This is a genomic window from Paenibacillus sp. L3-i20 (assembly GCF_022180385.2).
Classification (GTDB): Bacteria; Bacillota; Bacilli; order Paenibacillales; family Paenibacillaceae; genus Pristimantibacillus.
In genome coordinates, this window is the sequence record NZ_BQME02000002.1 from 1,154,928 (window position 1) to 1,180,773 (window position 25,846).

Sequence of the window (25,846 nt, forward strand, 5' to 3'; positions counted from 1 at the left end):
ACACAATTTCCCTATACATGCCCATCATGAGAAAGGAGCCTCCCGCTATTGATCCTGAGATCAACTGTCGGAAGGCTCAATCCTCACGTTAGTGTTAAACTTTCTCCACATTAAAGTACTGGGCTTCAGGATGAGCGAACACCATAGCAGATACGGACGCTTCTGGTTCCATCATAAATCCTTCTGTAAGCTCGACACCAATATCCTCTGGCTTCATCAGATCAAATAGTGGTTCCTGATCCTCCAGGTTTGGACAAGCTGGGTAGCCAAACGATACACGAATACCTTGATAACGAGCACCATGTCGCTGTTTCATCGTCATTTCTGCTGGATCTGGATATCCACAAATATCTCGCATCATATGATGGACGCGTTCTGCCATTCCTTCTGCAACTTCAAGAGCCACAGAATTAAGTGCATGAGATCGTAAATAATCTCCCTTGTCCTTCCATTCATTTGCTAGATCTCGAATACCCTGACCTGCCGTAACAACAAGGAAACCTACATAATCCATCGTTCCGCTCTCCACCGTTTTCAAGAAGTCAGCCAAACATAGATATGGCTCAACTTGTTGGCGTGGGAACGTAAATCGTTTAATTTCTTTTGTAGGATCATTAGGATCATAAATGATAACATCGTTGCCAGACGATTGTGCTGGGAAGAAACGGTACATACCGTGCGCCCTAATATAACCTTCTGTCTGACCTTGTTTCAATATTTCATCAACTGTAGCTTTTAATTGCACTGCTTTTTCATTATTTTCGGCAAGCAGTTTATCAACAGTTCCTTTGAGTCCGAGGTGATGACCAAGAAGCATCTGCATATTTACATACGGGATAACATGCGGAATTGGAACATCACGCAGAACATGCCGCTCCAGATCTGGTGGTGCGAACACCGGTGCATCTGGATTAATTTTGGAACGAACAGCACGTGTAAGTGTTGGCAGTACCTTGGTTTCTTCTTCTGCTGTTGCTCCAGCTAATTTGTATGCTGCAAGTTCCTCTTCCAACCGGTGGCGATGGTCAGGGTCCATCAACTTATTCGCGATATCCAGACCATCCATAGCATCTTTAGCATATAGTACAAGTCCATCGTATTCTGGGCCGATTCTCGTTTTTGTAAATTTGCGAGTAAGCGCAGCTCCACCGACTAGAATCGGAGCATCTATGCCTGCATTACGCATATCTTGCGCAGTTATAACCATTTGTTGCGCAGATTTTACAAGTAAACCAGACAAACCAATCGCATCTACCTTCTCTTTGCGATACGCTTCAATCAACACTTCAGGCGGTACTTTGATGCCCAGATTTATGATTTTGTAACCGTTGTTCGACAAAATGATTTCTACTAAGTTTTTACCAATGTCATGAACGTCGCCTTTAACTGTTGCCAGTATAATTTTCCCTTTAACGGCTGATTCATTCTTCTCCATAAATTGCTCCAAATACGTAACAGATGCTTTCATAACTTCAGCACTCTGTAGCACTTCGGCAACAATCAGCTCATTGTTGTTAAACAGTCTGCCGACTTCCTCCATACCTTTCATCAGAGGACCGTTAATGACTGCAAGTGGAACATACGTTTTTAGTGCTATATCTAAATCGGGAATAAGTCCTTCTTTAGTTCCTTCTATAATATAAGAAGCAAGGCGTTCTTCCAAAGTAAGATTTGAAATCTTTTCTTTTTTCTCTACTTTCTTATTTCGGAAAGCGGCTACGAACGCAGCAAGAGTTTCATCTGTCGTATTATAAATGAGTTCTTCAGCAAGGCGACGTTCTACATCTGGAATTGATGCATAACGCTCCAACTTCTCTGTATTAACAATTGCATAATCCAAGCCAGCTTTAGTTGCATGATAAAGGTAAACAGAGTTTAACACTTCACGGCCTGCATCAGGCAATCCAAAGGAGATGTTACTAAGACCTAGAATTGTTTTTGTCCTTGGGAACTTCTCTTTTATTAGCTTTATCCCCTCAAGCGTTTCCACTGCAGAGCCAATATATTGCGGATCTCCAGATCCGACGGGGAACATATTAGGATCAAAAATGATATCTTCTGGATTAACTCCATATTTATCTACTAACAAATTGTATGATCGTTCTGCCACCTCTAGCTTTGCTTCACGAGAAACAGCCTGACCACGCTCATCAATTAGTATCATAACAACTGCCGCACCATAACGATGTATAAGCGGAATGATTTGTTCAAACTTCGACTCACCATCCTCCAAATTAATGGAGTTAATGATCGCTTTACCTTGCGAATATTTTAACCCAAGCTCAATGATGTGATCATAAGTAGAATCGAGCATGAGAGGTGCTTTGATCTTCTTAACAACCTGTGGCAAAAAGTTATGAACCGCATAGGCTTCGTCTATATCTGTATCTTGCAAGTTAATATCGATGACATGAGCTCCGCCTTTTACTTGAGCACGAGCAATTTCGGAAGCTTCATCAAACTTCTCTTCCTTAATCAGACGTTTAAATTTACGGGAACCAGAAATATTAGTCCGTTCACCGATCATAATCGGACGGTTATCCGATTCAATAAACACAGTATCAATACCAGATACAGCATCGGAATGTTCACCGAGCTTCGTTCTTGGTGCGTATTTCGCCATTGTCTCTGCCATAACGCGGATATGTTCAGGCGTTGTACCGCAACAGCCGCCAGCAATATTCAGCCAGCCCTGTTCTGCGAACGCAGACATCTTCTTCGCGAGTGACTCAGGGGATTCATGATAGTGACCATTTTCATCGGGTAATCCAGCGTTTGGATAGCAACTTACTGCTGCTTTTGCTATTTCGCTAAGTGTTCGTACATGATCACGCATAAATTCCGGACCAGTCGCACAGTTAAGCCCGATTGAAATAGGTTTCAAATGTTCTAATGAAATATAAAAAGATTCAATCGATTGACCAGCAAGAGTTGTACCCATCGGTTCGATCGTTCCTGAAATCATAATTGGCAACTCTCTGCCCAATGTTTCGAAGGCTTTCTTTATGCCAATGCTTCCGGCTTTTACATTTAACGTATCTTGAGAAGTTTCCAAAAGCAATGTATCAACATCTGCTTCCATTAATGCAAGTGCCTGCTCGAAATACGATTCTACGAGTTCATCAAAAGTGACGCCGCCTGTAACGGATAATGTCTTCGTTGTTGGTCCTAGCGCACCCGCTACGAATCTTGGTCTTTCTGGTGTGCTATATTTGTCTGCCGCTGCACGAGCTAATTTCGCTGCAACTAGATTAATCTCTCTTGCCTTTTCAGGAATATCATAATCTGCTAGAACAATACTTGTAGCACCAAACGTATTTGTTTCCAAAATGTCAGCGCCAGCTTCTAAATATTCCTCATGGATTCTCTGAATAACATCAGGACGCGTAAGTACGAGCATTTCGTTACAGCCATCAAGTTCAGGTCCGCCGAAATCATCCTCTGTCAAATCAGCTTGTTGGATCATTGTGCCCATTGCACCATCCAGAATTAGTATTCTCTCCTGGAGCAGTTGTTGTAAGGTCGGTCTCGACAATTTGCTACACCCTTCCCAAAATCGTTACAAAATAGTTTATCAGAATCCACACCATCAGAAAAGGATCATCCATCGACATTCGAGTTCTTTTGATTTATAATTATTATATCATTTAATTTCTATTGGAAAAGAGGGAATGAGCATGGCTGAGATAAGAATTCGCAATTCTGAGGAACGGATTCAAGGAGAAGAAAATGTCCGTGCATTTCTAGATAGTCAAGAAGTGCTCTACGAGCACTGGGATCCAACAAAACTAGATAAAGAGCTGCAAAATAAATTTGTGTTGACTGACGAAGAGAAACAACAAATTTTAGCCACTTATGATGAGGAAATTAATGAATTAGCGGGACGACGCGGCTATAAAACTTGGGATATTATTTCATTATCTGAGGCAACGCCAAATCTAGATGAACTACTTAAAAAATTCGAAAATGTTCATACACATACAGAGGATGAAGTTCGTGCGATTACAGCAGGACGAGGCATCTTCATCATTAAAGGAACAGACGATGTAGGTTACTTTGATGTTGAACTAGAAGCAGGCGATGTCATTTCCGTTCCTGAACATAAAGCTCATTTCTTCACCCTAATGGAAAATAAACAAATCGTAGCTGTTCGTCTCTTTATTGAAACAGAAGGCTGGATCGCTCATCCATTCGCTGATGCTACTTTTCAATCGAAATAATAAATTTCAAGCCCCTCCGAAGCGCCATTTGCCGCTTGAGGGGCTTTTCATTTCATTATTACTTTACTTTTCTTATTGCTCTAATAGTTGAAGAAGCTCTTCCAGATTGGAAATTTCATAAGTCGGTACAATTTCATCATCGCGTACCACACCATGGCGATTGATCCACACAGAAGTCATGCCGATCGTATTTGCTCCCAAAATATCAGTAGTCAGCTTGTCCCCTACCATCATGCCATGATCTGGCTCAATTCCAAGCTTCTCAAGTGAATGTTTAAAAATCGATGCAGCAGGTTTACCTTCACCGAACTGACCTGAAATAATAATATGATCAAAATACGATATTAGTTCTGGGACTCCGTCTAACTTTTCCTTTTGAAGATCTGGAGAACCATTTGTAAGTAAAAGCAGCTTATATTTACCCTTCAAAGCATCTAGTACTTTGAACGTTTCGTCATAAACGAAAGGTCTAGCACGACGTTCTGCAGGGAATTGTTCGGCAAGCGCAGCACCAAGTTCCTCATTATCAACACCAAGAGCTTTAAGACCTAATGTCCAAGCTTGTTTGCGATAATCAGGTGCAATCTTCTGCAACTTGCGGAACTCTTCCTGCTCACCCGCAGTGAAATTTGCCCATAGTCCTTCGAAAGGATTAATACCAATCATCTTAGTAAAAGCAAACGTTTCATATGACTCGTATAAGGCTCTCGCTTCCTTACGAACAGCTAGCTCAAGCTCAGCCGCATCCACGCCAGAAGCAGCTGCTCCTGTTTGACAAGTTGCTTCAAACGCTTCCATTACACTGCGATCATCCCATAATAACGTATCATCAAGATCAAATAAGACAGCTTGTTTCCCCATGATGGTCTCTTCTCTCCCAAACGAATTATTTTTCCTCAAACGTAATGTTGTGTGTTCCAGCAAAAACTTTTACTTTTTGTGTCATTTCATTAGTATCATAACGATTCAGCATACGCGAAAATGTCCAAGGAGCACCCTTTTGTGGGATGACAGTAACATAACCATTTTGAAAACGGAATCCTTTGATTGCTGTTGCTGCAAGGCGTTTGTCACCTCTGAAACGACGGGATTGCACATAATCTTTGCCAATTGTAAAATACGGCTTGCGATAATATAACAATACTGCAAGACCTATATAAAGACTTAGCGTTACCCAAAACATCGCATTTGGTTTATAGTCTGGTACGACAGTTAGTTGAAATGTGCTGAAAAATAGTACAAATACAACTAACAGAATAGGTGCCATAATATTGCGACCCGTAAATTTATCGTTTTTCTCCGTGTTTAGTACAAGTTGACTTGTTCCATTTTTTTTACGATCTTTGTTGACTTTACTCATGTTTTTGCGAACTTTGCGCTCCCATGATCGTGACAAATCCGATTCCCCCTGAATAACTTTTTTAATTTTTTACTTATTAATGTTTTGTCGTATCTTCTTGCTCATCCTCAACGTACTTAATTGAATCTAACTGCTGCTTTAAATTCCCTTTGAAATTAGTGAGATATTGCTGTCTGAGTTGATCCCGTTCAATTGTTTCCTCATCCGTTAGACCTGATGCTTTATTTTTACGAGAAAGCTCGTTAATGCGAGCAATTATTTTATCCATATCCATCGTCTCTGCCCACCCCTCTCTTGCTGTCAAATCTCTACTCCCTACTTTGACATTTCAAAGGTTCAATTGTCAAGGTTATAGAGCCATTCGGCATCATTTATGACATGTATCTTAACGCAAAAAAGAGCGCTATAACCTCCTTCGGGGTCATTACGCTCTTATCAGTCTATGTAGTGTTTATTTTATATGTAGATTTCAAGTTCAAATGCTAGTTTAATTTAGGAATAATTAGCTTCTGCCCTGGCACAATTGTAACAGTAGACAAGTCGTTTCTATTTTTTATCTTATATACAATATAGCCGATATCATCACCCTTCATGGCGTGAAGACTGGCAATGTCCCAAAGCGTGTCACCGCTGCCTACAGTTACAATCTTCTCTTCCAATTTAAGAGGTTCTGTACCTGACGCATCAATAGCAATTAGTAAAAAACTAGTAAAGATAAGAACAGCAACCATAATACTTACAATAAATTTAAATTCCTTGCGCTTAATTAAGCGTGAAGCAGTCAATGTATGTGCAGGCTTAACCATTAGTATTGTCTCCGTATGTATGGAACGATAAGTGCCCTGATTCATTAATATCATAATTAGCTCCCCCAAACATTTGTTCTGTTTTCAGATTAACACGAACAAATGTTTGTAGTCAATATGAAAATACGAACTTATGTACTTAAGAACTTACGTTTGTACGAACTTCGGTTCTGTGTTATAATTTGACACAGCATAACGAATGGAGATGATCTAATTGTCTAAGATTTCCAAGCGGCAAAATTCGATTCTTGAATTTATTAAGCAAGAAGTTCGAGACAAAGGGTATCCGCCTTCTGTCCGAGAAATAGCAGAAGCTGTTGGTCTTCTCTCCAGCTCGACGGTTCACGGACATCTAGACCGTTTGGAGAAAAAGGGATTTATACGACGCGACCCAACTAAACCTCGGGCGATTGAAATATTGAACCAAGAAGATAACAATGTTATTGAATTCCCTGTATCGCAAGTTCCTATAGTAGGTAAGGTTACAGCTGGTATTCCGATTACTGCAACTGAGAATATAGAAGATTATTTCCCTCTTCCATCGCATTTTGTAGGAGACAATAATGTATTTATTCTAAATGTCATTGGTGACAGTATGATCGAAAAAGGCATTCATAACGGAGATTATGTTATCGTCCGTCAGCAACAAACAGCCGACAATGGTGATATCGTAGTAGCAATGACCGAAGATGACGAAGCAACTGTTAAGACGTTCTACAAGGAAAAAGATCATATTCGCTTACAACCGGAGAACTCCACAATGGAGCCTATTCGCCTACATAATGTGAGCATTCTTGGTAAAGTAATTGGACTCTTCCGTGATATTCATTAACGCAAAAAGAGCTGCCCATTAGACAATTAGTCTGGTGGGCAGCTCTTTTTTTGAATTTTGAAGTATCATAGCTTGAAATGTGCTGGGAAACTCAAATATTCAACGTCTAACGGGATACACTTCCTATTTAACGAATTCTATCATACCTAATTTACAGTAAACAACAGTTACATTGCCCTAAATAAACCCAATAGGAGTTATATCCTCATCCGTGGCAGAAATGGAGCCACTTACCGCATAATAGCGATGCTAAAGTTCGTTACGATTTAAATCCTAGTAATATCATTTAAATAAGCTTTTTTGAATTCTTAAGAACAATAACTGAACATTAAGCTATTCAAGTTCAAAGCTGCTTCAAATGAACGGCTTAGCTGAAAATGTCAATTGTTAATCATTTTTGTTCATATTCGTTTACTTCAAATGTAACAATTTTAGAGAAAATAACAAACTCTACCCTGCTTTTAAATGGACCAACGTTCCAAGTTTTTTGAAATGCATATTTAGCTGGCCCAGTTCCTGCATCCTTAGCATCATACCAATTAATAAATGCTCCAACTTCTGACATTGATAAATCATATTCTTTCTCGATACCATTAACAAGAGTAATTACGAGAATAGCACGACCCAGATCGACTGGAAGCACAGCTGTAGCTTCATTCGAATTAGTACTTTCTTTGTCAGCAACTTTTGCTGTCACAACATAATAATAGTTAATACCTTTTTCAATTTTATTATCATTATATGTTAGACCATTAATCCCCTCTGTTATTGTCGTATATGGACCTCCTGGTGTAGTGCTACGCTTTATAGTATAGGTTCCATTTTCTACTTGTCCCCAGCTTAATAATATTGTGTTATTATTAGGCTTTGCACTTAAATTTAACGGTGCTTCGACTCCTTCAAATGGTAATATTTCTCCACTCTCAGCAATGTCTATTGAATCTGTGTATGTGTCTGTAACATGAGTCACTATTACAGAATGTCTGGTATTAGTTAATGTTTCATTTGCGTAAATAACCCCATACGCAGCCGTTCCATTAGCCGTATAAGTCCCCATATCAATATTATCAATTTTCACGTTTACTTTACCCGATGCCAACCATGATCTCAGTATAATTTTTGAACCAGTGAAATCAAACTTAATTGTAGATCCCGCTGTACCATGAATCGAATTATTATTATGCTTTCCAGTGTATCCAGGAGAAGTTGTATCGTTTCTCCACGTTCCAGAGTAAGAAATATTTTGAGTGGCCATTGTCAAATCTACTCTTTTCCAACCTTGTTCAGGTGAAGCTAGCACATCATTCACATTCGCTGCAAGAGCATTAGGAATTAATAAGAAGCAAAAAATAAATAATGAAAATAATAATACTGATGCTTTTTTCATAACCAATATCTCCTTTAAATGTTGTTAAAACTAATTATCGTCAAATACACAAATTACATAATAGCGAATGTCGTCGATTTATTAAAATATTATCCATTACGCGAATTGTAAGAGTTAAGTATGTTATTACGCATTTATATTTTTTGTATGTCTACATTTAGGAAAGCTCGAGCAGCCATAAAATTCGCCTCGGCTACTTTTTCTTTTGACTAGCAAATAACCACATTTCGGGCAATCAAGGTCTTCAGGCTCATTAATTGCAACCTCTTCATGATCAGTATCAGGAGTAACATGATCTCCTACTGCAACCGCAACTAAAGCCTGTGAAGTTTGAGGTTCGGAGTTAATCGCAAGGATCATCTCAATGAGTTGTTCACGATTAATGAGACGGACACCATTTGACTTAGCTAAATTATATGCTTGCTCTGTATAGTCTCTATTTGTAACTACCCAGGCTTCGAGAGCACTATAGTGAGCCATAGCAGTATGAATTTCTTGAACTGCCTTTAAACCTACATTTTTACTATAACGTTTTGCTTGAACAACTATCTTTTTTCCATCCTTGGAGATTACCAAGTCTGCTCCATAATCGCCAGTTGCTTGTGTTACCTCTGCTGCATAACCATGTGCTTCAAAAAGATGACCTAAATAAAGTTCAAATCTTCTTCCATCCATCTTATCGATATCTGCGATACCTGATCTTCTTAGTCGTTCATTATGTTTCTGATTAAGAATAATCATAACTGTAAAATAGATACCTAGAATCGCTCCAGCAGCAATTGAAGAATAGATGAATGATTTGAATATGTAATAGACCCCTATAAAACTACCAAACATCAATAAAAAAACTAGACTTTGCATAGGGTCCAGTTGATCCTTCTTCCTTCTTTTCGCCATTATCCACAATCTCCCTTTATTATTAATTACCCCCTATTATAACTTAATCCATTTAAAAGGATAGTGTTTCAGCGTCATATAATTATAATTATGTATCTCATGGGTAAATGAATTTCACAAATACCCATTAAAAATTTTGATCAATTAATAAAAAAAGCTTCAGAGGCAAAAAGAGGGCATACACGGATCCATTACAGATCATGTATGCCCCTATAATTATTAACCTTAAAAGCTTTGATATAACAAAATACATATATAATTTTAATAAAGAGTCAAATACTGATCTCTTTCCCATTGGTGAACTTGTGTTCTGTACATATCCCATTCAATCTCTTTCAACTCGTAGAAGTGAGCAAGAGCGTGGTCGCCAAGTGCTTCACAGACGATATCGCTCTTAAGCATCTCGTCTAGTGCTTCCTTCAAGTCGACAGGCAAGCTTGGGATTCCTGCATCTATGCGCTCTTCCTCTGACATGATATAGATGTTACGGTCAGTTGGGGCTGGCAACGGAAGCTTGTTCACGATACCATCCAACCCTGCTTTTAGCATTACTGCAAGCGCTAAGTACGGATTAGCTGCTGGATCAGGATTACGTACTTCAACGCGTGTTGACAAGCCACGTGAAGCTGGGATACGGATCATTGGCGAGCGGTTGCTTGCTGACCATGCGACGTAACAAGGCGCCTCATAGCCTGGAACTAAACGTTTGTAAGAGTTAACAGTAGGATTCGTAATAGCCGCCATCGCACGTGCATGCTTCAATACGCCAGCCATGTAGTAACGAGCCGTATCGCTTAGACCTAATTTATCTTTTTCATCATAAAAAGCATTCGTGCTGCCTTGGAACAACGATTGGTGACAGTGCATACCGGAGCCATTAACACCGAACAGCGGCTTAGGCATAAACGTTGCATGCAAGCCGTGAACGCGAGCAATCGTTTTTACAACTAGCTTAAACGTTTGAATTTGGTCAGCCGCTCGAATTGCATCGGCATATTTGAAGTCAATTTCATGTTGACCAGGTGCTACTTCATGATGGGAAGCTTCAATTTCGAAGCCCATTTCCTCAAGCGTCAACACGATTTCACGACGGCAATTTTCACCAAGATCCATCGGTGCAAGGTCGAAGTAACCGCCTTGATCATTCAGCTCCAAGGTTGGTTCGCCGCGATCATCTGTTTTGAACAAGAAAAACTCAGGTTCTGGTCCAACATTCATTGCTGAATATCCAAGCTCTTGCGCTTCTCTCAACGTGCGTTTCAAAATACCGCGCGGGTCGCCAGCAAATGGCGTTCCATCCGGCATATAGATGTCGCAAATCAGTCTAGCAACACGATCTTGTGCTACCCAAGGGAAAACAACCCAAGTGTCGAGATCAGGATACAAATACATATCCGACTCTTCAATACGTACATAACCTTCAATGGATGAACCATCAAACATCATTTTATTATCAAGTGCTTTATCCAATTGACTAACTGGAATTTCAACGTTTTTGATTGTACCTAGCAAATCGGTAAATTGCAAACGAATAAAACGTACATTCTGCTCTTGTGTTATACGTTTAATATCTTCTTTAGTGAAACTCATAGAATCATCTCCTCTTAGTTTCGGCTGCTATTTTACCGTTTATTTAAGAATCGGGACAATTGTCCCTGTATCATTGAAGCTTGACCTGGTCGTTTCTCAATCAATTGTTGCTTAAGCAATCTATGCAGCTGTTGATCTGACATCTCCCGACGCTTCACTTCGGATTGCTCGCTTACAATGGTTGCATCGTCTGATTCCTTTGAAACCGGATTCATAACTTGCTTTATTCCTGCAATGTTAACGCCTTTCTCGATCAAAGACTTAATTTCAAGCAAACGCTCTACGTCATTAAACGAGAACAACCGTTGATTGCCCGCTGTTCTAGCAGGCACAATCAACTCATGCTGCTCGTAATAACGGATTTGTCTGGCCGTTAAATCTGTCAGCTTCATAACGATGCCGATAGGGAATAAGGCCATATTTCTGCGAATTTCATCAGCCATGTCGCATCAACCTTCCAGTTGCTCATTTATAGGTCCATTGTATCTTCGCACTATAAATGTGTCAAGTTGTGTAAGGTTTGATAACAATTAATCCGCTCTCAACTAGTTTCTTTAATGCTGTAAGTACGCCATATTTCGCATGAGCGTAAGTAAGTCCACCTTGCATGTAAGCTATATAGGGTTCCCTGATTGGCGCATCCGCAGAGAGCTCCAAGCTGCCACCTTGAATGAATGTTCCAGCCGCCATAATAACTGCATTCTCATAGCCAGGCATATCCCAAGGCTCAGGCACTACATGCGCATCAACAGCAGCCGCTTGCTGAATTCCCTGTACGAATGCAATCAGATGATCCGCTTGGCCGAATCGTACTGCTTGAATGAGATCAGTACGTGCATCCTGCCATTTCGGCTTCGTCTCGAAACCTAACTCTTCAAATAATGCTGACGCAAGAATACTGCCTTTGACAGCTTGGCCAACTAAATGTGGAGCGAGAAATAGCCCTTGAAACATAGAACGTAAAGTCCCTAACATTGCACCTACCTCTCCACCAATACCAGGCGCAGTCAACCGATATGACGCTGCTAATACTGCTGCATGTGTACCAGCAATATAGCCGCCGGTTTCTGCAATACCACCTCCTGGGTTTTTGATTAAAGACCCTGCCATTAAATCAGCACCAACTTCTGTTGGTTCGATTAACTCCGTAAATTCACCATAACAATTGTCTACAAAAACAAGAACGTCAGGCTTAATAGCTTTTACTCTCTTTACAATCTCTGCAATTTGAGTAACCGTGAATGAAGCTCTCCAATCATAACCGCGAGAACGCTGTACTCCTATAACCTTTGTCCGCTCGTTAATTGCTCCTTCAATACTGTCCCAATCAAGCCCACCATCTGGCAGTAGAGCCACTTCTGAATAATGAACTCCCCAATCCTGCAGCGAGCCCTTGCCATCACCAGGCTTACCAATAACTTTATGAAGCGTATCGTATGGCTTCCCAGTTACATACAACAGTTCATCACCCGGACGAAGTACCCCGAACAACGCACAGCTAATCGTATGAGTACCAGATGCAAAGTGAGGTCTAACAAGTGCTGCTTCCGCACCAAACACATCCGCATATACAAGATCGAGCACCTCTCGACCTCGATCATTATAGCCATAGCCAGTTGATCCAGCAAAGTGATAATCACTTACTTTGTGACGTTTGAATGCTTCAATTACTTTCCATTGATTCCGCTCTGCAATCCGCTCAACATTGCGGAAAGCGGAGCTCGCTTTATCTTCCATGGCTTCAGCCAATTTCTCTAGTTGATCCCAAAGTTGTTGTTTCTCTTGATGTTCGTTATTCATGATCATTTCTCCCTTTATTCCTATTACGGTTAAAGATTTTTTAATGGCTACCCTTAGTGTAAATAAATCCACTCTATTATATCTCAAGATAGTCAGCTTGTCCGTCACAGCAAACTAGCATAATTCTTCCATCTACAAAGTTATTTGATGAACGAAAAACGCTACTTAGACATAAACCACAAACCCAACAAGCGAATGCTCGGCTTTACCGCTCATTCGCTTGCCGCTTGCAGGGTAACACTTATGAGAGCTGCTATATTCATTCGATTTTTGATACTCAAGAAAGATCAATCTTCATACTTTCAAATCTTCCGGGCGTATGGACATGAGTTCACCCTTTGCCGGTATAGAGTTTGAATATTGGTTAATGAGACGCACGGCTTGATGTCGAATTGATTTTTCAATCGTGTTTCGAACAAATCTTGCATTGCTAAAAGAAAACATGTCATTTAACTTTTCTTGCATCAAATACTGACGCAACTTAAACACCGTCTGCGGCAATAGAACATAATCCCGTTCCTTCACCATCAGCTCACCAATCTGCAGCAGTTGATCTACGGAATAGTCAGGAAACTCGATCTGAATAGGAAATCGTGATGGTAATCCTGGGTTTGTCAGTAGAAACTGATCAATCTCAAGCGGATAACCTGCCAGTATAAGCACAAATTGATTTCGGTGATCTTCCATTGCTTTAACTAATGTGTCAATTGCTTCCTTGCCGAAATCTTTTTCGCCGCCTCGAGCTAAACTGTAAGCTTCATCAACAAACAATACGCCACCGAGCGCTTTCCTAACAAGATCCCTTGTTTTTTGTGCAGTATGACCGATATACTCACCAACTAAATCGGCCCTCTCTACTTCGATAAGATGACCTTTCGTTAGGACACCCATCTTTTGAAAAAGTTTAGCCACGATTCGAGCAATTGTTGTTTTTCCTGTACCTGGATTTCCTTTGAAAATCATGTGATAAACCTGTGATCCACCGTTCAGTCCCGCTTCAGCGCGCATACGACTTATATAAAGCAGAGCATAGACCTCGTATACGAGCGATTTCACATTATCCATGCCGATCATAGGCTCAAGTTCCTTCTGGATATCGGCAAAGTGATCTACCGCTGGCAGTGGCTTTACAGAAGGTAATGGGTCTGCCTCATATGCATGAGCGGAAGAACTGCTTCCGAATGAATCATGACTTCTGAGTACCACGTTAATTTGTCGGGAAGGTCTCGTCGTTCCGTTTCCTGGTCCCGATATGACGTGTCCGTTCATCTGACGCATCACCTTTCCTTTGTACAGAAGCTGTGGCGGATTTCCGCACTACAAGCTTATTCTATCTTGTAGCTGCATATTAACAGATTCACAGCAACGATTCAGGAGAGCGAATTCCTAGTGAAATAGTAAGCCAATCCAGCTTCCATTTAGTGAAAGCAAGCACTTCTCTCGTATCATTATAAAATTCATTTAATACTTTGGACTTCACTCCAGCAACACCTTTGGACTCTAGGTCTGCATATGCAGCGATTTCTTTAGCTCGAGCGGCATGATAATCATGTGTAATAACAAGATAAGTTTGTAAACCGTGCGATTCTCCAATGTCACGGCTAAAAATAATATTTTGATAGGTACTGCTCGCCTTTGTTTCTAGTAACAGTTTGTCCTTATCTACGCCTTTCAATAGCAAATAATTTTGCATTCCCTCAGCTTCAGACAAAGTTGACGAAATACCTCCATGACCGCCAGATAATATAAGCCGATCAACGGTACCTTTTTCGAGAAGTAACTTTGCATAATCGAGCCGTTCCTTAAGAGCAGGACTTGGTCTGTCATTCCAAAGAGCCGCTCCGAGCACAATACCCGCATCTGCTTCTGGGTAAGTACTTTCAGCGGTATAATTATTCATCAACCACATTACATAGCCGCACCAAAACACACCTGCAACAATTAACCACATAAAGAAACGGAAAAAGAGCAGCCACGGCCGAAAGACTGTCTTTCGTTTCCGTGGTTTGCTCCTCTTTTGCGCTACAGACTTCATGATTCGCTGAGTTCCCCCGTTCGTTCTCCCAAAGTTTTACGATGCCTTAAACTAAGTGTGAAATACCTGAAACGACCATTCCGAATGCTCGAAAGTAATCGTCCTGCTGTCTTCTTTGCAAGCGCAGCGTCCTTGCTTGTTACATCACCTTGTCTCAGCGCATCTTCCAGCTCATCTTCGTCCATAAGATAAACCTCACCGCTTGGCAGAACGACAACATCAAGATACAAATCATCAAACCACGGTACCTGCTGTTCTGTTAGTCCTTGTGTCTTACAAATATCGATGTACCACTGAACTACGCGTCCCTTATCGTCAAACATCGTTGTGACTACAAAATGCTCACCTTTCGGGAAATGTTGCATCCATAAATATCCTCGGTCTGCTAAACATAATCTACGACCGTTGTATTCCTTCCAAAGCGGCTCTCTAAGCTCGTGAATCCGGTAAAATGTAACAAGCCCTTTAAACTCATCACCATCAAGCGCTAAACACGAATAACTTCTTCGTAAAATGCGACGCCAATTTGCTCGATCAGAAAATTTTCTCTTCATACGGAACGTACCCTTCCGTTCAATTAGACAAACTTTAACACCAACATAAACACTCTATAGAAAAAGATTACCATATCTTAACGTCCATCTCCAGCGAACAGGGAAAATAAACCTAGCTATCAGCCATAAAGCATGACGAAATGGAAAGAGACAGCCCTTCTGAACAGCAAATACTGTCCGAAGAACTGCCTCTTAAACCCGTACAATTATTTACTTCTCTTCAATGCTAATTGATACAATTGTAACTTGCTCAGATGGTACTCCATTTACAACTGGTGTAACCGAAATCTTACGAACAGTATCCATTCCAGCTATTACTTTACCGAAAATTGAATAATTTGGTTGTCTGTTTAAATTTTCAGCATCTGGACCTGTACAAATAAAAAATTGACTGCTGCCTGAATTAGGCGATCCTGTATTAAACATCGCCACAATTCCTTCTTCATAGTCCCTATCTGTTTCAAGCTCATCTGGTATACGATACCCTGCATTACCAGTTCCGTTTCCTGTAGGGTCACCTGTTTGAATCATAAAGGATTCGATAATCGAATGAAATGTTATCCCTTCGTAAAAACCTTCTTGCGCTAGAAATACAAAGTTGTTTACTGTAACTGGTGCCTCATTTGCATAAAGCTCAATCACAAAGCTTCCTTTGCTCGTCTCTACATTAGCCTTATACTGCTTGTTCAGATCAATCGACATCTCTGGCGTTTTATCCCAACTCATAAGCTTAATTGCGCCTTTTGACTGCCCGTCCAAACTTGCAGGTATTGCATCCTTCGACCCGCACCCTGCGAGTAGAAGGATGATTACCATAACAAACAATGTCGCACGATATCGTTTTACGTAAAGCTTCAACTTCTTCAACCACCTATCTATTGCACAGCAGATTAATAGACCTTAGTTTCCTATTCCGATGCTTTCTTCGCCGCTTTCACTTGTCGATTGAGGGACAAATGATCCAGCAGGTACTTCAGGCACTTCACCACCTTCGACTTCTCCCGTACCCGGCTGCTCTGTTTCTAAAGGCGGTAATGATGTTTCAGGAGTCGGAATCCCTCCATCAGTTGGTGTCACCTCACCACTAGGATCAGTTGGTGGTATTGTTTCTGTGGGTTCAGTCGGTATAGGCGATTCAATTGGAACTTCAGGAATAACAAGTTTGGCAATACCTGATTTATCCCTCTTCGTTCCACTGGATGTATCAATTGCAACAACATAATATTCATAGGTCATTCCCGGGAAAACAGTGAAATCATCGACAATAGTTAATGTTCCTGCTTCTGCATATCGACTAAATTCAGCTTCCCCGCTGCCTTTACGGAAAACTTCATAAGTCATATTTGGTTCATCTAGAGGATCCCAACTTATTTGAGCTTTAGATTCCTCAGGAATATAGGTAGCTAGAACATTAGAAACTTTAGCAAGCGGCTTATCTTCCTTCGCTCCTTTAGGACGTTTAAAGCTATCCTTATCAACACCTTGCATAGCTGGCTTCATTACTTTTGCAAAAAGTGCTGCAGCGTCAGATCCGCCTCTCTTAAGCACATGTTTTACATCCGTTTTATCGTAGCCCATCCATACGGCTGCCGTCCACTCCGGTGTATAACCAACAAACCATGCATCTTTTATTCCTTTACCTTTATACCCTTGAATACCATGTTGCGTTGTACCTGTTTTACCCGCAATCGGGCGACCAAAATTAGCTCGTGTACCAGTACCACCTTTTTCAACAACAGCTTGCATCATCTCGGTCAAATACCATGCTGTATCTGGTGACATTAGTTGTTCCGACTTAGGTGCTTTATAAATAAACTCATCTTTTTTTCCCTTAATCTTTGTGATCGTATGCGGATCTACAGACTTTCCACCGTTAGCCATTATACTGTAGGCTGTAGCCATTTGTAGTGGCGAGGAACCACGAGTTAGACCACCAAGTGCCATCGCTAAATTACGATCTTCTTTTTGAAATTTAAGTCCAAGCTTCTCCGCAAACTCAGTGGATTGCTTCACGCCAACCTCATTAAGCAGCCAAACAGCTGCAAGGTTTCGAGAATCTTTCATCGCTTGCGTCATCGATACTGGCGTTGCTCCCCACCTATCTCTCGGACAATAATTGGAATAACATTTCTGGTCATTCGCTAGAATCGTCCATGGGAAAAATTTACCTGTTTCTAGAGCTGGACCAAATGACACGATGGGTTTAATTGCTGATCCTGGTTGTCTTGGCTGTTCAACACGATTCCAGCCCTTCTTCGCATAATCGCGTCCACCCGAAAGCGCCTTAATCTCGCCTGTTCTATGATCAATAATAACCATAGCTCCTTGAACAATTTGTTCATCCACACTAACTTCAAAATTGTCTGGATTATTAAATTGTTCATCCATCGCATTCTGCGCTTGCTTACTTAACGTTGTATAGATGTGGTAACCACCTATGCGTAGCTCTTCTTCAGTCTTCTTCGTCATCTTCATCGCCTCTTCGATGACAAAGTCAACAAATGCATGGTAATTACCGTTTTTGAATTCATCACGTTTAGTAGGTTCCTCATAAACGACAGCTTTCGCTTCTTCCATCTCTGCGGCTGTAATATACTTCTGATCATACATAAGCTGAAGTACTACTGTTCTGCGATTCAGTGAATCGTCAGGATTGTTAATCGGATTGTATCGATTTGGAGCTTTCGGCATTGCAGCAAGTGTTGCAGCCTGCCATAACTCCAACTCATTTAATTCCACCCCAAAATAATAATCGGCAGCAGCCTTAACTCCATGAATACCTTTACCAAAATAAATTCTATTTAAATACATCGTCAATATTTCTTCTTTGGATAGTTGTTGTTCCAGTGCAACTGCGATGGAAGCTTCAGTCGCTTTACGGAAAAAGGTTTTATCCGCAGTCAAAAATACGTTTTTGGCTAACTGCTGAGTAATGGTACTTCCGCCCTCTACCGCGCTTCTTGCAATTACGTCCTTAACGACTGCTCGTCCAATTGCCCAGAAATCAAGTCCTGAGTGTGTGTAGAAACGCTGATCCTCTGTTGCTACAATCGCATTACGCATATTCTCCGGAATTTCTGAAAATTCCGCAACCTCACGGTGATCCATAACATCATACAATCTGGAGATTTCCTCACCCTCAGCATCGTAAATGATGGATGCTTCACCGAATTCGAGCTTGCCACCATGTTCTTCAAGAATTCTTTCTCCATTAAGAATAATGAGCAAGTACCCAATAATCCCGCAAACGATTCCGATTACCACTGTAAAAAATATTCCATAAAACCATGCCTTACCTGATATACGTCTTTTTTTCTTCGTTTGTGTTGTTGTTGTCTTTCTCTTAGGCCGTTCTGCCATGATGAATCCCCTCCTGCATTTCCTTGCATCGTTTCTACTAGCATTTCCACGAAATAACAAGAGCAACCCGCTCAGAGCGGGTTGCTCTTGCGTACCGCTATCTAGTTAAACGAACGACGCTATAAGAAAGTTTCACAAGTAATACGTAACTAGCCCTCAGACGGGTTGTTGTCCGGTTGCATTAGCGATACATTTCGTTGTGGTACGAACGTGGAAATGGCGTGCTTGTACACCATTTGCTGACGTCCTTCACTATCAATAATGATTGTAAAATTATCAAATGCTTTAATTACGCCTCGAATCTGAAACCCATTCATCAAAAAAACGGTAACCGGTATGTTATCCTTGCGCAACTGATTCAGGAACGTATCTTGAATATTGATTGATTTGTTCATTGGACGTAACCCCCGTCTTAAAAAGATTGATTAGAAGTATATTCAAGATGATCTTGAAACTTTCCTGCTATTATACCATGAATTGCACTTAAATTGTTGTGAAAATTTTCTGAAGTATCGAACCAATGAATATCTTTCATATGTCGGAACCAAGATAGTTGACGCTTCGCAAATCTTCTTGTGTCCCTTTTCAAACGCTCAACAGCCGCTTCATAGCTGCATTCTCCACGCAAATAGGCTGCAATCTCCTTATAACCAAGCGCTTGCATAGGTACTGAATTAGGAGCTAGATCATGTTTTAACAACTGCTCTACTTCAGCTACCAATCCTTCTTGTAACATAAGATCGATGCGTAGCTCAATTCTTCTATAAAGCTCTGCTCTATCCATCGTAAGTCCGATGATACATAGTTCGTACGGAGATTCTTTTTTCTGTCCTGCCTGTTGCTCAGAAAAGGTTTGCCCCGTCATATGATGAACTTCAAGTGCACGTATAACTCTCCGCTGATCGTTTGGATGGAGTCGTTCCGCTGCTGGTGGATCAATTGCAGCTAGTTTCGCATGAAGAGCTTCTGCACCATGCTCTAGCGCATATGCTTCCATTTCGGCACGGAAAGCTTCGTCAGAACCATTTTCAGCAAATTGAAAGTTGTAACAAAGAGACTCTACATAAAGACCTGTACCGCCCACAATAAAGGGCAACTTTCCTCTGGCGGCAATATCTCGAATCGCTTCTGTTGCACCTGTCTGGAAATCTGCTGCTGAATAAGCTGCTTCGGGTTCACATATATCGATAAGATGATGCGGAATGTTATCCCGCTCATTTTCACCTATCTTGGCTGTACCAATATCCATACCCTTATAAACTTGCATGGAATCACCGGATATTATTTCTGCATCCCATGTTTTTGCTAGGTTAAGACTTAGAGCTGTTTTGCCAACTGCAGTTGGTCCAATTAGTACAAGCAGCGGTTGCTTGCGTAATGAGATTCCCTTTGCTCGTTCTCCAGCTATTTCATTATGCTGATCCAACATGTATCACTCCATATGCTATCTTCGACGTATTCGCATGCGTCCGCTTAAAGCCTAGTCGCTCAAATTCGCCGCTTCTTTGATTTTCTTTAATAACAACCGTTTTCCTGGCAACTCTAACCGCATGTTCCACAACTTCAGCGCTCAAAGCATCCATATTGGCAATTGTCCGAAATGCACTTATCGCAGATGACTCCATGATCGGCTGTCTGAACATAGGGTCAAAATAAACGATATCAGCGCTCTTGTTCGGTAAATTAGCCAAATAATGAGCATGATTTTTGCAGCTTAAATGAATACGCTTCATAGCAGCATCTACATCAGGCAATCCAGACTCATAAGAAGCAAGTCCTTCCCTCACTAGTGCACACAAAATCGGCTCACTTTCTAGTGCTTCTACACGTCCTTGCTCGCCTACAGCGTATGAAAATACTAAAGAGTCTGCTGCCATGCCTGCTGTGCAATCAATGATATGATCACCAATGCTGCAACCTGAAAGTTCGATCAATGGGTCCGTTTCCCCGCGACGAAGCCGCTTCACTCGCACATAGGCCATACTAGGATGGAAATAAAGAGGTGGTTCGTTTGCATTGTCATAAAACCGAACCTCCTTCTCCGTTGCAATAATGACGCGATTATCATCGCTCATATCCAATAACTTTTGAATAGACGCGTTCCTCCGTGGTATTGCCTTTGCAGACAATTCAGCCGCAAGCTTACGGACTTGCTCGTTTATTCGCTCCGATGGACGCGGAGCTGTCGTAATGATCAAGACATCACCCGCTTAAACATTTTTTCTAGTTGATACGTTGAAAGATGGACAATTATTGGTCTGCCATGTGGACAAGTGTATGGTTGGTCGCAACGAGATAATCTGGCAAGCAACGAATCTCCTTCTTCACGCGACAAGCGATCATTTGCTTTGATGGATGCTTTGCACGAACACATAATTGCAGCTTTCTCTCGTAGCTTCGTAATGTTGATGGACTTTCGCTCAGTTATGAGCAATTCAGCCATCTCTTCAAGAAGTGACTGCTCTTCTCCTTTTGGCATCCATTCTGGGTAAGAGCGAACGAGAAAGGTTTGAGCACCAAAAGGCTCAATTTCAACTCCAGCCTCGCCAAACAGTTCGGTTAATTCACGAAGCTGTGCTGCATCACCAGCAGTAAATTCAAGAGTTAAAGGGACAAGCAATTGCTGACTCGCAGCAACAGGATTCCCAAATTTATGAAGATAGTATTCATAATTAATTCGTTCATGTGCAGCGTGCTGATCGATTAAATAAAGTCCGTCTTCAGCTTGCGCTACAATATAAGTACCATGATGCTGCCCGATCCAGTGAAGCTCTGGGAAGCTAGGAGTTGCTAGCCCTGCTTTCTCTTGATGCTCAACACGATCTTGGTCCATTGTAACCGTTGTATGATCTTCAACCGACACCCGGTTCTCACTACTAGATTGAATCGATTCACGAACTGTCCATTCAATATTCTGACTTTCAGTCGGAGCTTTAATTGAACTGTTGTAAGGCGCATAAAGCTTCTCAGTCGCCGCCTTCGGAACATATTCCCGGTAATTAGCTTGTGAACCATACGAAGGTGAGTAGCCACTTGATCGGCCCTCTGTAGAACTTCTCTGAATCATATCTGATTGAGGACCTTCAGTTGCAGCTGCTAATTTAGAAAAAGCTCCAGAATTAATTTCAGAAGCATTAGAACTTAACTCGTTCGTTGAAGCTTGCTGATCACGATCCCCAATGTGGAACGATATTGCATCTTGAACAAATGCCGGCTTCGAGCGTTCTTGTCTGCCATTCGTTCCTGGTCCCGGGATATGACGCTGTGCCCCCAAAACATCCTTTACAGCACGTTCGATCAAACTTCGCAGCTCAGCTTCTTTACTAAATCGGACCTCCATCTTAGATGGATGTACGTTTACATCAAGCAGTGATGGATGCATACCAATTTCCAGAACAGCTAGCGGATAACGATTGATTGGCAAAAGAGTATGGAAGGCTTGCAGCAGAGATTGATTCACCGCATGACTTCTAATATATCGTCCATTGACAACTACTGTTATCCCGTTCCTGTTCGCTCTAGTTAGCTCTGGTTTAGAAATGTAACCCGTCAACTCATAATCGGCATCAGAAGCAGACACTGGAAGCATCACCTTCGCTGTACTCGTGCCGTATATCGCAGCGATGACTTGCAATCGATCACCTGTTCCTAGCGTACGAAGCAGTGTGTTTCCATTATGCTTTAGTGTAAAAGCAATGCCAGGATGAGCAAGTGCTAATCGGTTAATAAAGTCTGATATATGTCCAAGTTCAGTTTGAATGGACTTCATATATTTCAACCGTGCGGGTGTATTATAAAATAAATCTCTAACGCTCATATCCGTACCTTGAGGAGCGTTCGCTGGCTCGTCAGCTGTTATCGAACCACCTTCAATTAGAAGTCGGCGTGCAAGCCCGGTATTGGTGTCTGCTGAAATACATTGCAGCCGTGATACGGCAGCAATACTGGGAAGCGCCTCACCTCTAAAGCCGAGACTTGATATTCTGAATAAGTCGCCACTTGCAGAGATTTTGCTCGTTGCATGTCTTTGGAACGCAGTCATAATATCAGAGGCCTCAATGCCCCCTCCATTGTCAATTACTCTAATGAGCGTGAGACCACCCTCTTCAATCGTTACATCAACAGTCGTACTGCCAGCATCAACCGCATTTTCAACGAGCTCCTTGACGACGGAGGATGGCCGCTCTACAACTTCTCCAGCAGCAATCTGGTTCGCAAGTTGCTCGTCCAACACTTTGATCTTCGCCACTTCGGATCGCCTCCCTTCGCTAAGTCACCTTTAATCCCGCAGCTTGCTCTTCATTTCATTTAACCATTGCATAGCCATCATAGGCGTAATATTAAACAGATCCAACTTCCTAAGTTCCTCTGCCAGCTGTTCAGCTTTAGGATTTACTTTCTTAAGCTTCGTCACTTCAGATGCTGCTGCCGGCTCTTCAAACATCGACAATTGAACAATAGCTGCTTGAAGGTTAGTTCTAGACTCTGCTACAAGGTTTGAACCTTCCGCTTCATTGTTAGAAGTAGTAGGTTGTTCCGTTCGAGTAACTTCACGCTGAACATATTCAACTTCTTTATCTCTGGAATTGTTAATCCCAACTTCTCCAGAACTCAATTCCGTTTCATCCAATAATTCGTAAGCTCGTCCAATAATAGACTGAGGAAGACCAGCAAGCTGTGCACAATAGATACCATAACTTGTACTTGCCGCACCTGCTACTAACTTCCTTAGAAACGTAACGTCATCTCCACTTTCCTCTACTGCCATACGAGCATTAGTTAGTGATGACAAGGATTGATCCAGATGTGCCAACTCATGGAAATGAGTGGATACTAACGCTTTGCAGCCGATATGGTGATGGACATATTCAATGACCGCTTGTGCGATAGCCATCCCTTCTCCAGTCGATGTCCCTCTACCAAGCTCATCGATAATGACTAGACTATTAGCTGTAGCCTTTTCTGTCATGACTTGAATGTCTTTCATCTCGACCATAAACGTACTTTGGCCACCAATTAAATCATCAGCCGCTCCGATGCGAGTGAAAATTCGATCAACTAGCGGAATAACTGCAAATTTAGCAGGAACGAAGCAACCTATTTGTGCCATGACACTAACTAGCGCTACTTGGCGCATATAAGTACTTTTACCAGCCATATTCGGCCCAGTTATAAGTAAAATGCGATTGTCCTCTTGTGATAACAATGTATCATTGGCGATAAAAGGTGTTCCTTCCAGCATCGCTTCAACGACTGGATGACGTCCCTCTGTAACACATAAATTAAAGCCTTCTTCCACTTGTGGTCTATTGAATCTACGTTCAGCACTAACTGTTGCAAGGGACTGATATACATCCAGCTCAGCAATAATTGCAGCAGCTTGCTGCAGACGATGAAGATGTAGCGCAATATGATCACGTAGTTCAATGAATCTGGCGTATTCCAGATCAACCATCTTATCTTCTGCTTCCAGTATAAGACGTTCCTTTTCTTTCAGCTCAGGAGTAACGTAGCGTTCTGCATTAGTAAGAGTTTGCTTACGCTCATATCTGCCCTCTGGCAACATAGAAATGTTCGCCTTGGATACTTCTAAATAGTATCCAAATACTTTGTTAAACCCAATTTTTAATGATTTGATGCCCGTAGCTTCACGTTCTTGACGCTCCAGCTCAGCGAGCCACTTCTTCCCATTTGTGCTTGCTTCACGCAGCTGGTCTAAGTAATCATCATAGCCGCCTCGAATAAGTCCGCCTTCACGAATAGAAATAGGCGGCTCTTCAACTACAACCGTATCGATCATATCTGCAATATCTGAACAATTGTCAATGCCTTCAATGAGTTCACGAAGTACGTCGGAACCCGATCTCACGCATAGCTCAGTCAATGCAGGAATACGTCGAAGCGACAGCTTAAGCGCATTGAGATCGCGACCATTCGCATTGCCGTATGCAACTCTACCTACAAGGCGTTCCAAATCGTATATCGGACCTAATTCCGAACGAATATCTTCACGCAATATTAAATCACGGTAAAGTGACTCTACCGCATCAAGTCGTTTCCCGATTGCAGCGCTGCTCAAAAGCGGTTTATCTATCCAACGACGGAGCAGCCTCGCACCCATTGAAGTGCCTGTCCGATCTAATAACCAGAGCAACGATCCCTTTTTGCTTCGATCACGAACAGTTTCCGTAAGCTCCAAATTGCGTCTCGTGTAATGATCTAAAATCATAAATTGATTAGGCTCATAAGCTCTGATCGTTCTAACATGTGAAAGTGACCGCTTCTGCGTTTCTTCCAAATAGCCTGTCAATATGCTTACTGCTTGAAGTCTTGCATCGGACAATCGATCCAGCTCACTAGCGTCAAATTGTACGAGCAGCCCCTCTCGTGAGATCGGCGCTCTGGCAGTAAGCGGTAATTGTCTATTCCAAATCGATGAGCCGCTAATTTTGTCTAGCAGCAATTGATCACCTACAACTTCGGAAGGTGAATACACATTAAGCTCGTCGATTAATGCTTCTAGCTGCTCAGGAAATGAAGTAACATACAACTCACCCGTCGACAAATCACAAGCGGCGATACCGAGCATTCCACCGACATTTGTAGTTGCTGCAATAAAGTTATTCGAATTGCTTTCAAGCGACTTCGACTCCATAACCGTTCCTGGAGTAATGATTCGAACGATTTCACGGCGCACAATACCTTTTGCTGTGGACGGATCTTCGACTTGCTCACAGATCGCTACTTTATAGCCTTTATCAATTAATCTGCTAATATAGTTTTCTGCGGAGTGATAAGGGATGCCGCACATCGGAATTTTTCCGTCGCCGCCACCTTCTCTTCCGGTCAACGTTATTTCTAGCTCACGGGATGCGTTGATCGCATCTTCAAAAAACATCTCATAAAAATCGCCCAGACGGAAAAATAAAAAAGCGTCCTTCGCTCCTTCTTTTACTAATAAATATTGTTGGATCATCGGAGTGTAACCGGCCATTCACGTTCCTC

General features: G+C 41.7%; 22 protein-coding genes. 2 read left to right on the top strand and 20 right to left on the bottom strand.

Annotated elements, in window-relative coordinates:
- Positions 1-94: 94 nt before the first annotated feature.
- A complete protein-coding gene (metH, locus tag MFF31_RS18825; RefSeq protein ID WP_238189963.1) occupies positions 95-3,535 on the bottom strand; it encodes a methionine synthase in 3,441 nt (1,146 codons plus the stop codon).
- 142 nt (positions 3,536-3,677) lie between these two features.
- Between metH and MFF31_RS18830 the strand changes: the two genes are divergently transcribed.
- A complete protein-coding gene (locus tag MFF31_RS18830) occupies positions 3,678-4,220 on the top strand; it encodes a 1,2-dihydroxy-3-keto-5-methylthiopentene dioxygenase (RefSeq protein ID WP_238189965.1) in 543 nt (180 codons plus the stop codon).
- 72 nt (positions 4,221-4,292) lie between these two features.
- On the opposite strand, the gene MFF31_RS18835 is transcribed toward MFF31_RS18830, so the two are convergent.
- The 4 genes from MFF31_RS18835 to MFF31_RS18850 form a co-directional block, all read right to left on the bottom strand.
- Entirely contained in the window at positions 4,293-5,081 is a 789-nt protein-coding gene (locus MFF31_RS18835; RefSeq protein ID WP_238189967.1) for an HAD family hydrolase, read from the bottom strand.
- Positions 5,082-5,106: 25 nt separating this feature from the next.
- On the bottom strand, positions 5,107-5,616 hold the full coding sequence (locus MFF31_RS18840; protein ID WP_238189969.1) for a hypothetical protein: 510 nt from the start codon (positions 5,614-5,616) through the stop codon (positions 5,107-5,109).
- Between the two features lie 40 nt (positions 5,617-5,656).
- On the bottom strand, positions 5,657-5,884 hold the full coding sequence (locus MFF31_RS18845; protein WP_375541329.1) for a DUF896 domain-containing protein: 228 nt from the start codon (positions 5,882-5,884) through the stop codon (positions 5,657-5,659).
- A gap of 178 nt (positions 5,885-6,062) precedes the next feature.
- The gene (locus MFF31_RS18850) at positions 6,063-6,440 is read right to left on the bottom strand and encodes a LysM peptidoglycan-binding domain-containing protein (protein WP_238189970.1); all 378 of its coding nucleotides are present in this window, start codon (positions 6,438-6,440) and stop codon (positions 6,063-6,065) included.
- Between the two features lie 160 nt (positions 6,441-6,600).
- Between MFF31_RS18850 and lexA the strand changes: the two genes are divergently transcribed.
- Positions 6,601-7,218 carry a transcriptional repressor LexA gene (lexA, locus tag MFF31_RS18855; protein ID WP_238189972.1) on the top strand — a complete coding sequence of 206 codons (618 nt, stop codon included), beginning with the start codon at positions 6,601-6,603 and terminating at the stop codon, positions 7,216-7,218.
- A 391-nt stretch (positions 7,219-7,609) separates the two neighbouring features.
- On the opposite strand, the gene MFF31_RS18860 is transcribed toward lexA, so the two are convergent.
- The 15 genes from MFF31_RS18860 to mutS form a co-directional block, all read right to left on the bottom strand.
- Positions 7,610-8,605, bottom strand: a complete 996-nt coding sequence (locus tag MFF31_RS18860; protein ID WP_238189973.1) for a hypothetical protein — start codon at positions 8,603-8,605, stop codon at positions 7,610-7,612.
- A 126-nt stretch (positions 8,606-8,731) separates the two neighbouring features.
- The gene (locus MFF31_RS18865) at positions 8,732-9,502 is read right to left on the bottom strand and encodes a restriction endonuclease (protein WP_238189975.1); all 771 of its coding nucleotides are present in this window, start codon (positions 9,500-9,502) and stop codon (positions 8,732-8,734) included.
- Between the two features lie 261 nt (positions 9,503-9,763).
- A complete protein-coding gene (gene glnA / locus MFF31_RS18870) occupies positions 9,764-11,092 on the bottom strand; it encodes a type I glutamate--ammonia ligase (RefSeq protein ID WP_238189976.1) in 1,329 nt (442 codons plus the stop codon).
- A 32-nt stretch (positions 11,093-11,124) separates the two neighbouring features.
- Complete coding sequence (locus tag MFF31_RS18875; protein ID WP_238189978.1) at positions 11,125-11,535, bottom strand: MerR family transcriptional regulator; 411 nt, start codon at positions 11,533-11,535, stop codon at positions 11,125-11,127.
- A 61-nt stretch (positions 11,536-11,596) separates the two neighbouring features.
- Complete coding sequence (locus MFF31_RS18880) at positions 11,597-12,892, bottom strand: methionine gamma-lyase family protein (RefSeq protein WP_238189981.1); 1,296 nt, start codon at positions 12,890-12,892, stop codon at positions 11,597-11,599.
- Positions 12,893-13,186: 294 nt separating this feature from the next.
- Positions 13,187-14,161: an AAA family ATPase gene (locus tag MFF31_RS18885; protein ID WP_238189982.1), complete on the bottom strand. Its 975-nt coding sequence runs from the start codon at positions 14,159-14,161 to the stop codon at positions 13,187-13,189.
- A gap of 88 nt (positions 14,162-14,249) precedes the next feature.
- The gene (locus MFF31_RS18890) at positions 14,250-14,927 is read right to left on the bottom strand and encodes a YdcF family protein (protein WP_238189984.1); all 678 of its coding nucleotides are present in this window, start codon (positions 14,925-14,927) and stop codon (positions 14,250-14,252) included.
- Positions 14,924-15,481, bottom strand: a complete 558-nt coding sequence (locus MFF31_RS18895) for a ribonuclease FAU-1 family protein (RefSeq protein WP_238189986.1) — start codon at positions 15,479-15,481, stop codon at positions 14,924-14,926. The genes MFF31_RS18890 and MFF31_RS18895 overlap by 4 nt, the downstream gene beginning before the upstream one ends.
- Positions 15,482-15,691: 210 nt before the next feature.
- Positions 15,692-16,348, bottom strand: coding sequence for a peptidylprolyl isomerase (locus MFF31_RS18900; RefSeq protein WP_375541330.1), 657 nt, complete (start codon positions 16,346-16,348; stop codon positions 15,692-15,694).
- A 33-nt stretch (positions 16,349-16,381) separates the two neighbouring features.
- Entirely contained in the window at positions 16,382-18,841 is a 2,460-nt protein-coding gene (locus MFF31_RS18905; RefSeq protein ID WP_238189991.1) for a transglycosylase domain-containing protein, read from the bottom strand.
- A gap of 149 nt (positions 18,842-18,990) precedes the next feature.
- A complete protein-coding gene (gene hfq / locus MFF31_RS18910) occupies positions 18,991-19,236 on the bottom strand; it encodes an RNA chaperone Hfq (RefSeq protein WP_238189993.1) in 246 nt (81 codons plus the stop codon).
- Between the two features lie 17 nt (positions 19,237-19,253).
- Entirely contained in the window at positions 19,254-20,270 is a 1,017-nt protein-coding gene (gene miaA / locus MFF31_RS18915; protein WP_375541331.1) for a tRNA (adenosine(37)-N6)-dimethylallyltransferase MiaA, read from the bottom strand.
- Positions 20,254-21,039, bottom strand: coding sequence for a class I SAM-dependent methyltransferase (locus MFF31_RS18920; RefSeq protein ID WP_238189995.1), 786 nt, complete (start codon positions 21,037-21,039; stop codon positions 20,254-20,256). The genes miaA and MFF31_RS18920 overlap by 17 nt, the downstream gene beginning before the upstream one ends.
- The gene (gene mutL, locus MFF31_RS18925) at positions 21,036-23,090 is read right to left on the bottom strand and encodes a DNA mismatch repair endonuclease MutL (RefSeq protein WP_238189997.1); all 2,055 of its coding nucleotides are present in this window, start codon (positions 23,088-23,090) and stop codon (positions 21,036-21,038) included. Before mutL ends, MFF31_RS18920 begins: the two co-directional genes overlap by 4 nt.
- A 30-nt stretch (positions 23,091-23,120) precedes the next feature.
- Complete coding sequence (gene mutS, locus MFF31_RS18930) at positions 23,121-25,835, bottom strand: DNA mismatch repair protein MutS (protein WP_238189999.1); 2,715 nt, start codon at positions 25,833-25,835, stop codon at positions 23,121-23,123.
- Positions 25,836-25,846: the final 11 nt, after the last annotated feature.

What these genes read in the sequence shown, in the direction of transcription:
- MFF31_RS18830 (WP_238189965.1), top strand. Translation starts at nt 3,678, where the DNA reads ATGGCTGAGATAAGAATTCGCAATTCTGAGGAACGGATTCAAGGAGAA.
- MFF31_RS18835 (WP_238189967.1), bottom strand. Translation starts at nt 5,081, where the DNA reads ATGGGGAAACAAGCTGTCTTATTTGATCTTGATGATACGTTATTATGG.
- MFF31_RS18850 (WP_238189970.1), bottom strand. Translation starts at nt 6,440, where the DNA reads ATGATATTAATGAATCAGGGCACTTATCGTTCCATACATACGGAGACA.
- MFF31_RS18860 (WP_238189973.1), bottom strand. Translation starts at nt 8,605, where the DNA reads ATGAAAAAAGCATCAGTATTATTATTTTCATTATTTATTTTTTGCTTC.
- MFF31_RS18865 (WP_238189975.1), bottom strand. Translation starts at nt 9,502, where the DNA reads ATGGCGAAAAGAAGGAAGAAGGATCAACTGGACCCTATGCAAAGTCTA.
- glnA (WP_238189976.1), bottom strand. Translation starts at nt 11,092, where the DNA reads ATGAGTTTCACTAAAGAAGATATTAAACGTATAACACAAGAGCAGAAT.
- MFF31_RS18875 (WP_238189978.1), bottom strand. Translation starts at nt 11,535, where the DNA reads ATGGCTGATGAAATTCGCAGAAATATGGCCTTATTCCCTATCGGCATC.
- MFF31_RS18880 (WP_238189981.1), bottom strand. Translation starts at nt 12,892, where the DNA reads ATGAATAACGAACATCAAGAGAAACAACAACTTTGGGATCAACTAGAG.
- MFF31_RS18885 (WP_238189982.1), bottom strand. Translation starts at nt 14,161, where the DNA reads ATGAACGGACACGTCATATCGGGACCAGGAAACGGAACGACGAGACCT.
- MFF31_RS18890 (WP_238189984.1), bottom strand. Translation starts at nt 14,927, where the DNA reads ATGAAGTCTGTAGCGCAAAAGAGGAGCAAACCACGGAAACGAAAGACA.
- MFF31_RS18895 (WP_238189986.1), bottom strand. Translation starts at nt 15,481, where the DNA reads ATGAAGAGAAAATTTTCTGATCGAGCAAATTGGCGTCGCATTTTACGA.
- MFF31_RS18905 (WP_238189991.1), bottom strand. Translation starts at nt 18,841, where the DNA reads ATGGCAGAACGGCCTAAGAGAAAGACAACAACAACACAAACGAAGAAA.
- hfq (WP_238189993.1), bottom strand. Translation starts at nt 19,236, where the DNA reads ATGAACAAATCAATCAATATTCAAGATACGTTCCTGAATCAGTTGCGC.
- miaA (WP_375541331.1), bottom strand. Translation starts at nt 20,270, where the DNA reads ATGTTGGATCAGCATAATGAAATAGCTGGAGAACGAGCAAAGGGAATC.
- mutS (WP_238189999.1), bottom strand. Translation starts at nt 25,835, where the DNA reads ATGGCCGGTTACACTCCGATGATCCAACAATATTTATTAGTAAAAGAA.